Below are 13935 nucleotides of genomic sequence, written 5' to 3'. Positions count from 1 at the left end.
GCCCTCCCCCGCACTCCCCCGAACCCGTTCAGCCGCTATAGGTTCCGACGATGACCGCCCGCGCGAGCGCCGTCGCGAACAGGTTGAACCCCAGCACCGCGCCACTGGTGAACTCGTCGACGCCGAGGGTGTCCACGCCGACCGCGTGCACCGCGATGTAATAGCGGTGCGGTCCGGTGTTCGGCGGCGGCGCGGCCCCGGTGTATCGCGGCACCCCGGCATCGGCCCGCAGCGTGACCGCACCCGGCGGCAGCGCGGACCCGTCCCCGGCTCCGGTGGGCAGCGAGGTCACATCGGGCGGAATATTCGCCACGCACCAGTGCCAGAACCCGGATACCGTGGGCGCGTCCGGGCTGTAGACGGTGACGGCGAAACTCTCGGTGTCGGAGGGGAATCCGGACCACGACAACTGTGGCGAGATATCCAGTCCGCCCACCGAGGCGGCCGCTTGGGCGGCACCCAGACTCGCACCGTCGGCGATATCGTCCGAAGTCAAAGCGAAGCCGGGCAGGTCGGGCAGATAGGCATATGGATCAGCGCGCACGAGAACTCCTTTTCGATGGAGTGGCTGGCACCGCGTTGCGAAACATAACAGGACCTGCGCGAATATCCCCGGATCCGGGGCCGATCGGTGCGGCGGCCGGAATTCGTATGCTGGATGGGGCAATCCCGCTCGAATTTCTGTCGGAGGTAGTTGAATATGGCTCGGATTCCCTCGGTTCCCACCGCACTGCTCGCGGCCGGCGGCCTCACCGGTGGCTTCGCGCTGGCGCAGGCCACCAAGAAGCGGCAGCTCGGTGGCGTGGTCTTCGGCGCGGGCGTGGCGGCCGCGGTGCCGCGCTGGCGCAAGAGCGTCGGGACCGGCGGAGCGGCGGCGCTGACCGGGCTGTCGATCGGGGCGATGGGCGCCTCGCACCCGCTGGCCAAGAAGATCGGCGCCTGGCCGTCGGTGGCCGTGGTGTCGAGCGTGGTGGCGCTGACCGCGTGGGCCGCGGTGGATCGCCGGGCGGCCTGATCGGCCTTCGATTCGACCGGTGCGGCCGCAACCGGCGTGGAATACTTCGGCGCTATGCAGTACAGGGGATTCGACGATCCCGATGCCAATGAGGATCCCGAGTCGGCTCAGGCGCGCGTGTTCCTCGGCGAACTCGAGAAACAAATCGCCACGCTGATCCGCCGGATGCAGACGGCGCCATCGCCCGAGGCCCGGCAATCACTGAATGCCGAACTATCGCAGTTGCGCCGCTATGTCGAACGAATTCACCGCCGGTTCCCGGGCATAGCCATCGTGGGACAGTTCCGGCCCGATCCACCCGGGTCGCCCGCGCTGTGAGCGCCGGAGCGTATCGCTCAGGAGCGCAGGATGCCGGCGATCAGCAGCAGTAGCGATTGCCGGGCTTGGGCGCCGGCGGTTTCCGGATCGTCGGCGTGCGCCACGATGAGGGCGGCTTCGCTGAGCGCGCTGATCAGGAGCTGGGCCAGGACGGGGATGGGGGCGTCGGTGATCAGACCGGCGGCGCGGGCGCGCTCGAGTTGGGCGGTGATGAGGCCGAGGCTGTGCTCGGTCTCGAAGTCGCGCCACGCCTGCCAGCCCAGCACGGTGGGGGCATCGGTGAGCATCATGCGGAGCATGGCGGGGCGGCGGCAGATCTCCAGGAAGACATCGAGGCCGACCGCCATGCCGCCCAGCAGGTCGTCGGGATCGACTGTGCCGATGGCGGATTCGATCTCGCCGGTGATCTCGACTTCGAGCTGTTCGAGCACGGCCAGGAACAGGCCGCGTTTGTCGCCGTAGTGGTGGTGCAGCGCGCCCCGGGTGACGCCGGCCGCCGCGACCAGGTCCTGCGCGGAGGTGGCCGCGAAACCGCGCTCGGTGAACAGCCGGCGACCGGCGTCCTCGAGCGCGGCGCGGGTGGTGCGCGAGCGATCCTCCTGGCTACGGCGTGGCATGCAGCCGAGTGAACTCCAATATCGCCCGGGTGAGCAACTCGGGCTGATCCTCGGGGAGGAAGGTGTAGGAATCGTCGATGAAACGCAGGGTCGCGGTGGGGAATTCGCGGGCCAGGCGCTCGGCATCGGCGATGGGGAAGAGTTTCTCCTCGCGCGCCCAGGCGATCAGGATCGGAATGTCGATGTCGGGGAAGTGTTTCGCGGCTTCCAGGGTGTAGCGATTGTTCAGGGTTTTCAGCAGGCGGCGCAGGTCTTTTCGAATGGCGGCGGAATTGCGGCTGGGGAGCAGATAGGAATCGGCGATCTCCGGGGGAACCGGGCGTTTGGCCACCCAGCCGAAGGCCATGGGGCTGCGATGCAGGGCGCGAACGCGCATGGATTCGGTGAGCGGCCGCAGCGCGCCCGGGATGCGGGCGAGCAGCGGGAGCAGCTTGAACGGTTGCGGCAGGAACTTGTCGTAGCTGTCGACCGAGGCCAGCACCACGCGGCCGATGCGGGAGCGGTCCCGGGTCAGCAGGACCTGGGTGATCGCGCCGCCGGTGTCGTTGGCGACGAGCGTGACATCGGCGAGGTCGAGGCGGTCCAGGAAGGCCGAGATCAGATCGGCCACTCCGGTGGGAGTGAGATCCGCTGTGGGAACCGGGATTTCATGCGACCCGAGCGGCCAATCGGGGGTGAGGCAGCGGTAACCGGCCGCCTCGATGCCGGGGACCACCTTGCGCCAGAGATCGGCGTTCACGAGGAGTCCGTGCACGAAGACGACCGGCGCACCCTCCCCTGTTTCGTAGTACCTGATGCGGCCGCCGGGGAGATCCACCTGCTGCACACGGCCGAGTGATGCGCTGAGAGCCATCGCGTCTCCAAAGGTTGGGGTGCCTCCACTGTTACATACATACCGTATGTATGTCTATGAGAAACCTGGATACGGAAACCCTGCCACCGCGAAAACAGCGGTCGGCGAAGGGATTCGGCGTGATCAGCGGCTCAGTTTGGCCCGCCAGAGCTCCGCCGAGCGGACCATGTCCCGGCTGACCTGATCGAGGTATTCGCTCATGCCGAGCAAACGCATCCCGGCCGGGGTGGCGATGCCGAGCGAGTCCGCGCCGTCGCGCGCCTTGGCGGCGAGCAGTTCGTTGGCACGGGCGCCCGCGATAGTCGCCCGATACCAGGCGGATTCGTCGATGAAGTAGCGGTCGCGCCGGGTGCCCGCATCCCGCTCCCGGCGAATGAGCTCCTGGCTCTCGAGATAGCCGACCGCGGCGGAAACCGTTGCGGGACTGACGCTCAGGTGCCGCACCAGCTCGCCCGCGGTCACACTGCCGGAGTCGGCCGCATACAGCCGCGCCAGTACCGCCGCCGCCATCTTGGGCAATCCGGTCCGGGCGAACAGCTCGCCGAACTGCGCGCCGAACTCGGCGATCTGTTCCGAGCTGCGACCGTATTCGTCTGCGCCGGTGACCTTTTCGACCCGTTTGGGGCGCGGAATCCGGCGGCGCGAACGCACCACGGTGGCGGCGTGCGCCAGATCTGCCCGATAACGCCCGGGCCCGCCGTTGCGGGTGACCTCGCGGCTGACGGTGGAGGTGGGCCGGCCGAGCTGCCGGGCGATCTCCGCATAGCCCAGCCCCTGCGCCAGCCCGGATGCGATGCGGCGCCGGTCATCCGGCGTGAGTCTTCCTCCGGGCATGGCGGCTCTCCTTCATCAGTGCGGCGAGGCGGCTCGAGCTTTGCGCAACGGGGCCTACTTATTGCAACACACGACCTGGCGAATTGCCTTGGACTGCACGATCATTGCCGACTTGTATAATCCATCTACCTGGCTTTATACCGTTCTCGTGTTCATTCGTTCATTATCAATAATGTGAACGCAACGTAGCGTTCGCCCTTGTTCGAACGGCTTGCCCGCGGCCCCGTCCTATAGTGTCCCGGTGACCAGCCCAGACGCCCGGGAACTCATCCTGCTCGCCGGGGAGCGCGCCATCGCCGAACGCGGCCCCGACGTCGCGCTGCGCGATATCGCGGTGGCCGCCGGGCAGCGCAACAACTCCGCCGTGCACTACCACTTCGGCTCCCGCGACGGGCTCATCGGCGCCATCATCGAACGGCACCAGCCCGCACTGGAATCCCGGCGCACCGAACTGCTCGCCGATCACGAAGCCGCCGACGCGCCCGACACGGTGGCGGCGCTGGTCGGAATCCTGGTGCGGCCCATGTTCGATGTGCCCTACCGCGAAGGATCCACGCACTACGCGCGCTTCCTCGAACAGGCCCGCACGCACCCGGCCGTGAGCGGACCCGATCTGCACGAACCGCGCTGGTCCGCCACCCGCGTGCTGGTCACCCGGATCTACCGGGCCATGGCGGCGCTCTCCCCGGCCATGCGGCGATACCGGCTCAAGGCCATGAGCACCGTCATGTTCGCGCTGCTGGCCGACTACGAGCGCCAGGAATTCGAGACCGCGGCCGACCGGGCCGAAGCGCAGGAGCACATCATCGCCATGATCGTGGGCCTGCTCTCCGAACCGGCCGGCGCGGATCAGGGTGTGGCGGTACGCGCGTCCGGATCGAAGCCGCCGGGGATCTCGTAGACCTGGCCGGTGAAGGTGGCTCCGAACAGGCGGCCCGCCGAGAAGCCCTGGCTGCCACGGCCGTAGCTCAGCACGCTGGTGAGCTGTGGGCCGAAGCCGAGGACGCAGAACTGCTGCGGGGCATCGATACGCACCACCTGACCCGATGGGTTCAGCGGCACCACGGGACGGTCCAGCGAATCCAGGGTGAGGCCGTCGGGCGCGGCGAAGTAGTCACCGCCGCCCAGATCCAGTAGTGATTGCGGGGCCCACGGGGCGTTGGTCGGAATACGGCTCACCCCCGGGTTGACGAAAGTCCTTGATACGTAAAGGAAATCGTCATTGCGAGAGAGCACCGCACCGTTGGCGCTGGGCAGACTGCCCCAATCCGCCTGCACCGCACCGTTCGGATACACCCGGCCGATCAGGTTCCCGAAATCGTTTGTCGCATAGACGATTCCGTCGCCGGCCACATCCATGCCGTCGGCCGCGCTCAAACCGCTCGCATACGGCTCGGTGAAACCGGTATCCGGATCCACCTTCACGATCCCGGCGTGCCGGATGGAGTCGCCGAACAATACCCGGGCGTCCGCGCCGTAGCCGACCAGCAGTTTCCCGTCCGGCGTCCAGGCCAGCGCGCCACCGCCGCCACTGGGCACGGACGCGATCGGCACCGGCGGCGCACCCGGGGCATCGATTCGATACACCCGGCCGGACCACAGATCGGTGGTGAACGCCCGGCCCGCCGCGTCCACGGTCAGACCTTCCAGCGCCGCGCCGCCGACCACGCCGACCGTGACGGTCGGCTGCCCCGCGCCCGCGCACACCGGCGCGGCCTGCGCGGGTGCGCCGGTCATCACGCTCAGCGCGGCGAAAGTCAGGGTCGCGAGGGTGATCGCCAGTGGATGGCGGGCCGCCAGGAGAGCTTGCCTCGTGCTCATTCCGCACCTCGGATTCGGTCGATCGAAGTGTTGCCACCCCGGTTCAGGGGTAAATCGGTTATCGCTCAGGGGGCTTTACCCGTGACAGGATCCTCGCTTCAGAAGCGGCGCGCACCACTCACGGGCATATTGTTCATATCCGAGACGATTACGCCGCTGCCGTAGGTCGAGGCGTGAATGACCTTGCCCTCGCCGGCGTAGAGCGCGGAGTGCCCGCCGCCGTAGTAGGAGACCAGATCGCCCGGCTGCAATTCGTCGAGGGATACCGGGGTGCCGGCATTCAGCTGCGAATAGCTGGTGCGCGGGAGATCCACACCCGCCTGCGCGTAGGACCACTGCACCAGACCCGAGCAGTCGAAGGAGTCCGGGCCGTTGCCACCCGCGCGGTAATCGGAGCCGATCCGGGAACGGGCGGCTTCGACGGCGCGTTCGCCATTGGTCTTCGGCATGGTCGCGGGGGCGGCCTCGAAAGTCGTGGGCGGCGCAGGGGTCACGCCGGGAATTCCGGTCAGCAGGGGCGGCACCGAACTCATCGATTCGAATTCCGGCACCGCCGCCATTTGCGCGGCGTCGGCCTCTGCCACCCCGGGAATCGTCACGGGACGGAATCCGAAATTCGCGGCCACCTCGGCGATCTCGTTCGGTACTTCGAATTCGCCGATACCGGGCACACTCACCGGCCGCGCCTGGGCCTCGCCCGCCGTGCACATCAGCGCCACTGCCACACCCGCTGCTCCCAGCAGCACTGCGGCCAGCGCCTTCCAGCTCACTCGGGGCAAGAAGTCCAGGAGCCTCTGTCTGTCACCGATCGATTCCATGTTGCGGTCCTCCGATCCAGCCGTGAAAGCTATTCGGTTTACCTACACACTTCGGTCTTTTCGGTTTTGCCAGCAGATCCGAGATTGCATATTTCGCCGGAACCCGGAGGGCTGCAATGAATGACACGCGTGTTATTCATAACGGAATCGTAAACATGTGCGGCTGTGTCCAATTGGACACAGCCGAAATCGAGGCCGAAACGGGTGAGAAATACCGCGAAACAGCGCGGTGAATCCGGACCGCGAACCCGGCCGCGTGTGAGACTGGATCGCGTCTACAGTGCCCTCCCCATTCTCAGGAGGATGTCCATGACCGAAGCCATTGCGTCCCCGAAACTTCCCGAACCGCTCGTGGTCACACTCGGGAATCTCAAAGGCGGCGTGGGTAAGACCACCTCGGCATTCTTTCTCGCCTCGTATTTCGCCACCACCCATCGCTCGCGGGTACTGGTGATCGACGCGGATCCACTGAGCCAGACCGGGTACTCCTGGTATCGACGCCTCCAGAAGGCCGAGATCCCGATGCCGTTCGAGCTCATCGCCTTTCCGTCCCGGCACGTGAACGACTGCATCACCGACAATGCCGGGAAGTACGACGTGATCATCGTCGACGCCGGCGGTGAATCGGCCGATATCTTCAAGGCCGCCGTACCCGTGAGCGATGAACTGATCCTGGTCACCAGCGTCAGCCCCTCCGAGGTCAAGCGGGTGCCCAGCACCTACCGCGCCGCCGAGGAAGCCGCCGCCGAGCACGAGCGCGAGATCCGGGTCCGGGTGCTCATGACCAAGGTGCCGGTCACCATGAAGAACGGCGTCAATGTGTCCACCGAATACCGTTCGCAGCGTGGAAACCTCGAAGACGCGGGGTACGAGGTGTTCAATTCCTATGTGAGCGCTTGGAAGTGGTATCGAGAGGCCGCCGACGGTGAGGTCGGGGACGGGGCCGAGAATCCCCTCGAAGATCTCGGCGAGTACGGCCGGGTGGGCGACGAACTGGTCGCGCCGTACCTGGCCGCCGCGCGGGTGCCGGTGGAGGTGCCCGCCTGATGCCTCCGCAACGGCGCAAGTCCTCCATCGGCGGCGGGGCCGCACCCGCGGCCGCCCGCAATCCGCTCGCCGACGAAGCCGAGCACACCCCGCCGGTCTCCCCGCTGCGGGACGCCGAATGGCATGGCGCGGCGCAGCTTCGGGCGGTGACCTCCGAGATACGCGGCGGGGCCGACGATCCCATCCTCGCCATCATCGGACCGGTGCCCGCCGCGCCCGCGCCCGCGAGCGTGCTGGAGATGCCGCTGCCGGATGCCGGTGAGGGGCCGCTGAGTTCCCGCGAGCGGGATCAGCTGGAGGTGTGCGAATCCTCCATCGACGCCCTGCGGGTGGCGTTCTGGACGGCGGGGCGCGCCCTCCAGATCGTTCGCGACGGACGGCTGTACCGGGCCGACCACGCCAGCTTCGACGACTATGTGGAGAAGCGCTGGGATATGCAGCGCTCCTACGCGCACAAGCTGATCCGGGCCTGGCCGCTGGCCGCCAAACTGCATCCGCTGGCGCCCTCCATCAACGAGGGGCAGATCCGCGAGCTGCTGCCCGTGGTGGCCGCGCACGGCGAGGACGCCGCGGTGACCGTCTACACCACCCTGGCGGCCGATGTGAAGGTCACCGCGGGCAAGCTGCGCGAGGCGGTCAGCGTGCTGCCCGCCGACTACGACGAAGGCGAAGTGGTGCAACGCCTGCGGGCGTGGCTGCGCGGCGACCTCCCCGAGGACCAGCCCCGCACCCCGGATGTCTTCAGCACCGCCGAATCCCGGCTCGCCGCCCTCACTCAGAAGGTGGTGCGCGGCTCCGGGGATGATCCGGCCGCGGCTCGCGAATTCGCCGCGAAACTCCGCACCATGGCCGAGCTGATCGAGCGGCAGCTCCGGTAGCCGCTCGGATACGAAAGCGGGCCCGCGATCGGAATCGCGGGCCCGCTTTCGTTTTCGATCGGATGCGGCTATTCGCCGACCGCGCGGCGCTCCCGGGCTCCGGTGGCACGCTGCCGGGTGGCGCGGGCGGTGGCGGCATCGAACAATTCGAGATGTTCGAAGGCCGGGTCCTCGTCATCGGGTTCGACCAGGACGGCGCGGCGCAGCTGGGTCCGGGTGGCTTCGCGGTCGGGCGCGGGGGTTTCCGTGGCGCGCGAGGGCTCCTCGTCCTCGGTGGAGGTGCGCGGCCGCGAGAGCCGGGCGAGGCGACGGCGGCGGATATCGGATTCCAGCTGGGTCTGGCGGCGTAGGTAGGCCAGGTAGGCCACCAGCACCGTGCCGGAGAGCGCGCACAGCCACCACAGGGTGGCGGACATGGCCAGACCGGCGGCGGCGAAGATCAGGGTGCTCAGGATCAGCCCCAGCACCGCGCGCTGGCGGAAGGTGTAGCGGGCGGCGCGGGCGATGGCGTCGGCCTCGGGGTCGTAGCCGCCGCGACCGCGCCGGGTGGGCACGAAATCGCTGTCCTCCGCGCCGGATTCGTCGTCGTATTCGTCCTCCGGCTCGGGCTCGCGCAGCGCGGGGACCCGGGCCCGCTGCCGCGCCTCCGCCCGGCCGCGCCGGCGCCCGGAGCCGGACTCGTGCGAATCTTCTTCTAGCACAATGGATTCCGCGTCCTCGTCGCGGTTCTCCGTGGTCTTCGCAGGCTCCTCACGGTCCGCATTCTCTTCGCGGTCCTCATGGTCGGCACGCGCCTCGCGGTCTGCACGATCTTCATTGTCGGATTCCGCGCCGAGTTCGGCATCGGAATCCGCTGTCTCCGCCGTGAGTTCGGCGTCGATCTCGGCGTCCACGACCGAATCCGAGTCGGAGCCGGGGCTTTCGGGTGGCGGTGCGGAAGCCTCGCCGGTGGCACCTGCGCGGGCGGTGTCGAAATCCTTCTCGTCCGATTCAGCGGTGGAGCTGTCGTCCGATCTGGTCATCCGATCCTCCGGATCATCGCTGTGGTGATGCTTCCTGCGTACCGGCACGTAGTCCGGGTCGGTGTCGTGTCCGGTGGCCGGACCTTTCCTGGTGCGCCGCTGGGCATCCCCGCCACGATGCAGTACCCGGGTGGCCAGGGCCGCGTCGGTGTGCTGGCGGATGCGCGGATGCCGGGTGGTCAGCATGGGGAACAGCACGAACACCCAGAGCACGACCAGGCCAATCCACAAGATCGAATTCGGCATCGCGCTCACACCTCCGTCCCCGCCTGACAGTTCTCCATTCGACGTGCACCGCAGCGCCTTCCAGCGATGCTTGGACGCACCACCGACGTCCGTAGGCTAATTCCACACCACAGGAATATCGGTAAGGCGCGCCGACCACACCTGCACCATTAGTCACACGATTTTCGTACCGGTCACCCCGTTACTCCTGCGTGCGAATCCTGGTCAAGCCCGCGCGGCGCGCCCCGTGCGAATCAGCCTGTCCACCACTGTGCCCGAAACTTCCTCCACCGTCATGGCCACCAGCAGATGGTCACGCCACGCGCCGTCGACATCCAGGTAGCGTTGCAGCAAACCCTCCTCGCGGAAGCCCACATTGCGCAGCACGGCTTGGCTGGCAAGGTTTTCCGGGCGCACGGTCGCCTCGACGCGATGCAGCCCGACCTCGCCGAAGCAGTGGTCCAGGCCGAGCGCCAGCGCGGCGGTGGCGACGCCCTGGCCGCCGACATCCTTGGCGACCCAGTAGCCGATCCACGCCGAACGCAGCGCGCCGCGCACGATATTGCCCACCGTGAGCTGGCCGCTGAAATTACCGTCGACCTCGATCACCAGCGGAATCATCGCGCCGCGACGGGCTTCCGCCTTCAGCGAGGACCACAGCGACGGCCAATTGCCGCCGTGGTTGCGCGCCTCCCAAGCGCCGCGACCGGTCGGTTCCCACGGCTCCAGATGCTCACGATCGCGGGTACGAATCCGGCTCCAGGCCGAGGCATCGCGTAAACGGATGGGCCGCAACGTGACCGTACCCGCCGCCACCCGCACCGGGCCGAGATGAGCCGGCCACCCCGGGTGCTGAGCAGCCCGGAAGACGTTCATGTCCACGCCTTACCCTCGCTGCGCGAGAAACGCGACCCGGACCTCGTCACCCGTGCGCACCTCGGTGACATCCGGATCGATCACGATGAGACTGTTCGCCTCGGCCATGGTCGCCAGCAGATGCGACGACGCGCCGTTGGGGCCGCCGAGGGGCTGCACCAGGTATTCGCCGGTCTGCTCGTCGCGCATGAGCTGGGCGCGCAGATAACCGCGGCGGCCCGGAATCGAGGCGATGGGCAGAATCGTACGGGCTCGCACCACGCGGCGCATGGGATGGCGGCGGCCCAGGGCGATGCGGATGAGCGGCCGCACCATCACCTCGAAAACCACCAGCGCGCCAACCGGATTCGAGGGCAGCAGGAAGGTCGGCACCTCGTCGCGGCCCAGCAGGCCGAAACCCTGCACCGAGCCCGGATGCATGGCGACGCGGGTGATCTCCAGCTCGCCCAGGCCCTCCAGGGCCTCGCGGACCTGCTCGGAGGCCCAGCCGCCGACCGCACCCGCGATCACCACCACCTCGGAGCGGACCAGCTGGCCCTCCACCACATCGCGCAGGCGTTTGGGGTCGCCGGAGACGATGCCGACGCGGTTCACGTCCGCACCCGCATCGCGCGCGGCGGCCGCGAGGGCATAGGAGTTCACGTCGTAGACCTGGCCGGGGCCGGGCGTGCGATCGATATCGACCAGTTCGCCGCCGACCGACAGCACCGACAGGCGCGGGCGCGGATGCACCAGCACCTTGTCGCGGCCGACCGCGGCCAGCAGGCCCACCTGGGCCGGGCCGATGATGGTGCCGGCGCGCACGGCCAGGTCGCCCGGCTGCACATCGTCGCCGATACGGCGCACGTAGTCGCCCGAGCGCACCGGTTCGTACACCTTCACCCGGGCGCGGCCGCCGTCGGTGAAGTCGAGCGGGAGCACGGCGTCCGCGAGCGTGGGCAGCGGCGCGCCGGTGTCGACGCGCACGGTTTGCCTGGGCTGCAAGCGAATCGGCTGCCGGGAACCGGCGGCCACCTCGCCCACCACCGGCAGGGTCAGATCGACGGTGTCGCCGTCCTCGTCACGAATTTCCGCGCCGGCGCCCGCGACATCCACGCTGCGAACCGCGTAGCCGTCGATGGCCGCCTGATCGAATCCGGGCAGGGGACGCTCGGTGACCACGTCCTCGGCGCACAGCAGCCCCTGCGCTTCCGAGATCGCGACCCGCACCGGACGCGGCGCGACAGCCGCCGCGGTCACCTTGATCTGCTGGTCCTCAACCGAGCGCATGCCGCCCTTCCCTGGTCTCGCGCACTGCACACCTCGTCAACGGTGACGCCGTCACTCGTACGAGGTGAGCTGCGGATTCCAGCTCGGGCCCAGCCGCTGCTCCAGCCACTCGCGCAGGGCGGGGCCGTATTCCTCGCGTTCCAAGGCGAAATCGACCGCAGCACGAAGATAACCGCCCGGGTTGCCCAGATCGTGTCGCGACCCACGATGGACCACCACGTGCACCGGGTGACCCTCGGAGATCAACAGGGCGATGGCGTCGGTCAGCTGTAGCTCGCCGCCCGCGCCCGGGGTGATGCGGCGCAGGGCGTCGAAGATGGCGCGGTCCAACAGGTATCGGCCGGCGGCGGCGAAAGTCGAAGGGGCGTCGGCCAGTGCGGGCTTCTCCACCATGCCGTTGACCTTGAGCACATCCTTGGCCGCGCCCTCGGGGACCTCCACGTCGAAGACGCCGTAGGCGCTGACCTGGTCCTTGGGGACGTCGATGGCGCACAGCACCGAACCGCCGTAGGTCTCACGCACCTTGGCCATGATGGTGAGCACGCCCGAGGGCAGCACCAGATCGTCGGGGAGCAGCACGGCGATGGCGTCCTCGTCATCGTCCAGGACCGATTCCGCCTGTGCCACCGCGTGTCCCAGACCCAGCGGCTCCTCCTGCACGACCGAGGTCACGTCCAGCAGGGCCGGGGCCTTGCGGACCTTCTCCAGCAGGTGGAACTTGCCGCGCTCGGCGAGGGTGCCCTCGAGTACCAGGTCTTCGACGAAATGCGCTACCACGCCGTCTTTTCCGGGCGAGGTGACGATCACCAGCCGATCGGCGCCGGAGTCCGCGGCCTCGGCGGCGACCAATTCGATGCCCGGGGTGTCGACCACCGGCAGCAACTCCTTGGGAACCGTCTTGGTCGCGGGCAGGAACCGCGTGCCGAGCCCCGCCGCGGGCACCACCGCGGTGCGGAAGCAAGACCCGGTTCCGCCGCCATTAGCTGTCATGAACTTCACCCTATCCATCCGTGATATCCACCGTGACGGCGTCGACGCCGTCCCGAGTTCCCCGAGAGCCTAAGGGGCGCGGGCCCGGCGGGCCCACCGAACGCCCGGCCGCCTGCTCAACTTCGCACCCCCGCGGGCGCTTCGCATCCGCAGGCGCACATCCCGCAACGTGCGAATTCTCACGAACGCGGCAAGCCGGGTGTCCCCTCACGCAATAGCCCCACCGGCACGCCCGCAAACCCCCTGCGCGTCACGAGCGTTTTCCGCGGCCCGCATAGGGTGATCGGCGTGAACGAGGGCGATCGGGACAAGCGCGGGTGGCGGGAGGAGATCCTGGCCCGGCGCAAGGCGCTGCCGCGCGAGGTGCGCGAGCGCGAAGCCGTGGCACTCGCGGGAGCGGCGCACGCGATCGCGGCATCACTGGTCGCGGTGAGCGCGAAAGCGTCCGGTGCGCCGGCTCCCGCCGCGACCGGACCGGACGCGGTGTGGGTGTGCGCTTATGTACCGGTCGGCAGCGAGCCCGGGTCGGTGGCGATGCTGGACGCGCTGTGCGCCGGGGGCGTACGAGTGCTGCTGCCGGTTACCGGCGAACCGGGCCCCCTCGACTGGGCGGAGTACCTCGGCCCGGAACGATTGCGGCGGGGGCGGTTCGGGTTGTCGGAGCCGGACGGGGCGACGGTGCGCGGCGGATTGGCGAATGCCGCGGCCATTCTGATTCCGGCGCTGGCGGTGGATCGGCGTGGAGTGCGATTGGGGCGCGGGGCGGGTTATTACGATCGGAGTCTGAGCGCCTGCCGGGCGGATGCGCGATTGATCGCCGTGGTGCGCGACGATGAACTCGTGGAGCGTTTGCCGGAAGAGGCGCACGACCATCGAATGGGATGGGTGCTCACTCCCGGCGGCGGGTTACGAAAGCTGCTCGAACCGGCCGGGAATTGACACCCGATTGGCAGCGTTGGCACTGTGAGCTGTAGAGTGCTAAATCGACGAAGACTGTGGAGGTTTCCCGATGCCTACTTACTCGTATGCCTGCACCGAGTGCGACAACAAGTTCGACATCGTGCAGTCCTTCTCCGATGACGCGCTGACCACCTGCCCCGCGTGCTCCGGGAAGCTGCGCAAGCTCTTCAACTCGGTCGGCATCGTTTTCAAGGGCAGCGGGTTCTACCGCACCGATTCGCGCAACGGGTCCACCTCCTCGGAGGCGGCCAAGCCGTCGTCCGCCTCGGACAGCACCTCCACCGCATCGGCCGCCCCGGCCGCTTCGGCCCCGGCGTCGAGCAGCTCCAGCACCTCCGCAGCCTGAGCCCGCGCCTCCCGCGGGAAAGGAAATGAGGGCGGGGGCTGATGAG

At 68.4% G+C, this 13935-nt stretch carries 17 protein-coding genes; 7 read left to right on the top strand and 10 right to left on the bottom strand.

The genetic code is table 11. From position 1 onward, the window contains the following. Positions 1–28: 28 nt before the first annotated feature. On the bottom strand, positions 29–544 hold the full coding sequence (locus tag NI1_RS08535) for a YbhB/YbcL family Raf kinase inhibitor-like protein (RefSeq protein ID WP_067816520.1): 516 nt from the start codon (positions 542–544) through the stop codon (positions 29–31). Between the two features lie 156 nt (positions 545–700). On the opposite strand from NI1_RS08535, the gene NI1_RS08530 reads away from it, so the two are divergent. Together NI1_RS08530 and NI1_RS08525 are read left to right on the top strand one after the other, a co-directional pair. Then, positions 701–1015 (top strand): hypothetical protein, encoded by a 315-nt coding sequence (locus NI1_RS08530; protein ID WP_067816516.1) that lies wholly within the window; start codon positions 701–703, stop codon positions 1013–1015. 36 nt (positions 1016–1051) lie between these two features. After that, positions 1052–1333 carry a hypothetical protein gene (locus tag NI1_RS08525; RefSeq protein WP_067816514.1) on the top strand — a complete coding sequence of 94 codons (282 nt, stop codon included), beginning with the start codon at positions 1052–1054 and terminating at the stop codon, positions 1331–1333. 17 nt (positions 1334–1350) lie between these two features. On the opposite strand, the gene NI1_RS08520 is transcribed toward NI1_RS08525, so the two are convergent. The 3 genes from NI1_RS08520 to NI1_RS39175 all read right to left on the bottom strand — a co-directional run bounded on the left by NI1_RS08520 (position 1351) and on the right by NI1_RS39175 (position 3637). Beyond that, the gene (locus tag NI1_RS08520) at positions 1351–1950 is read right to left on the bottom strand and encodes a TetR/AcrR family transcriptional regulator (protein ID WP_067816511.1); all 600 of its coding nucleotides are present in this window, start codon (positions 1948–1950) and stop codon (positions 1351–1353) included. Continuing rightward, entirely contained in the window at positions 1937–2803 is an 867-nt protein-coding gene (locus NI1_RS08515; protein ID WP_067816508.1) for an alpha/beta fold hydrolase, read from the bottom strand. Before NI1_RS08515 ends, NI1_RS08520 begins: the two co-directional genes overlap by 14 nt. 123 nt (positions 2804–2926) lie before the next feature. Further along, positions 2927–3637, bottom strand: coding sequence for a GbsR/MarR family transcriptional regulator (locus NI1_RS39175; protein WP_067816505.1), 711 nt, complete (start codon positions 3635–3637; stop codon positions 2927–2929). A gap of 241 nt (positions 3638–3878) precedes the next feature. Between NI1_RS39175 and NI1_RS08505 the strand changes: the two genes are divergently transcribed. Next, the gene (locus tag NI1_RS08505) at positions 3879–4538 is read left to right on the top strand and encodes a TetR family transcriptional regulator (protein WP_067817964.1); all 660 of its coding nucleotides are present in this window, start codon (positions 3879–3881) and stop codon (positions 4536–4538) included. Here NI1_RS08505 and NI1_RS08500 read toward each other — a convergent pair. Together NI1_RS08500 and NI1_RS08495 are read right to left on the bottom strand one after the other, a co-directional pair. Continuing rightward, positions 4487–5458 (bottom strand): SMP-30/gluconolactonase/LRE family protein, encoded by a 972-nt coding sequence (locus NI1_RS08500; RefSeq protein WP_067816503.1) that lies wholly within the window; start codon positions 5456–5458, stop codon positions 4487–4489. The genes NI1_RS08505 and NI1_RS08500 overlap by 52 nt on opposite strands. A 98-nt stretch (positions 5459–5556) precedes the next feature. Further along, entirely contained in the window at positions 5557–6276 is a 720-nt protein-coding gene (locus tag NI1_RS08495; RefSeq protein ID WP_067816500.1) for a C40 family peptidase, read from the bottom strand. A gap of 309 nt (positions 6277–6585) precedes the next feature. Here NI1_RS08495 and NI1_RS08490 point away from each other — a divergent pair, with 309 nt between their 5' ends. Continuing rightward, a complete protein-coding gene (locus tag NI1_RS08490; RefSeq protein WP_169815554.1) occupies positions 6586–7323 on the top strand; it encodes a ParA family protein in 738 nt (245 codons plus the stop codon). Next, a complete protein-coding gene (locus tag NI1_RS08485) occupies positions 7323–8201 on the top strand; it encodes a hypothetical protein (protein ID WP_067816491.1) in 879 nt (292 codons plus the stop codon). The genes NI1_RS08490 and NI1_RS08485 overlap by 1 nt, the downstream gene beginning before the upstream one ends. 68 nt (positions 8202–8269) lie before the next feature. Here NI1_RS08485 and sepX read toward each other — a convergent pair whose 3' ends face one another. From sepX to NI1_RS08465, 4 genes are all read right to left on the bottom strand, one after another. After that, positions 8270–9469: a divisome protein SepX/GlpR gene (sepX, locus tag NI1_RS08480; RefSeq protein WP_067816488.1), complete on the bottom strand. Its 1200-nt coding sequence runs from the start codon at positions 9467–9469 to the stop codon at positions 8270–8272. A 204-nt stretch (positions 9470–9673) separates the two neighbouring features. Continuing rightward, the gene (locus NI1_RS08475; protein ID WP_067817961.1) at positions 9674–10324 is read right to left on the bottom strand and encodes a GNAT family N-acetyltransferase; all 651 of its coding nucleotides are present in this window, start codon (positions 10322–10324) and stop codon (positions 9674–9676) included. Positions 10325–10333: 9 nt separating this feature from the next. Beyond that, positions 10334–11593 carry a molybdotransferase-like divisome protein Glp gene (glp, locus tag NI1_RS08470; RefSeq protein ID WP_067816485.1) on the bottom strand — a complete coding sequence of 420 codons (1260 nt, stop codon included), beginning with the start codon at positions 11591–11593 and terminating at the stop codon, positions 10334–10336. 51 nt (positions 11594–11644) lie between these two features. Beyond that, entirely contained in the window at positions 11645–12583 is a 939-nt protein-coding gene (locus NI1_RS08465; RefSeq protein WP_067817958.1) for a UTP--glucose-1-phosphate uridylyltransferase, read from the bottom strand. 288 nt (positions 12584–12871) lie between these two features. On the opposite strand from NI1_RS08465, the gene NI1_RS08460 reads away from it, so the two are divergent. Both NI1_RS08460 and NI1_RS37050 read left to right on the top strand, forming a co-directional pair. Next, positions 12872–13522: a 5-formyltetrahydrofolate cyclo-ligase gene (locus NI1_RS08460; RefSeq protein ID WP_067817955.1), complete on the top strand. Its 651-nt coding sequence runs from the start codon at positions 12872–12874 to the stop codon at positions 13520–13522. A gap of 70 nt (positions 13523–13592) precedes the next feature. Beyond that, on the top strand, positions 13593–13889 hold the full coding sequence (locus NI1_RS37050) for an FmdB family zinc ribbon protein (RefSeq protein ID WP_084522795.1): 297 nt from the start codon (positions 13593–13595) through the stop codon (positions 13887–13889). Positions 13890–13935: the final 46 nt, after the last annotated feature.

It is taken from the genome of Nocardia inohanensis NBRC 100128 (genome assembly GCF_001612945.1).
GTDB classification, from domain to species: Bacteria; Actinomycetota; Actinomycetes; order Mycobacteriales; family Mycobacteriaceae; genus Nocardia; species Nocardia inohanensis.
This window is presented reverse-complemented; position numbering and strand designations above follow the sequence as displayed.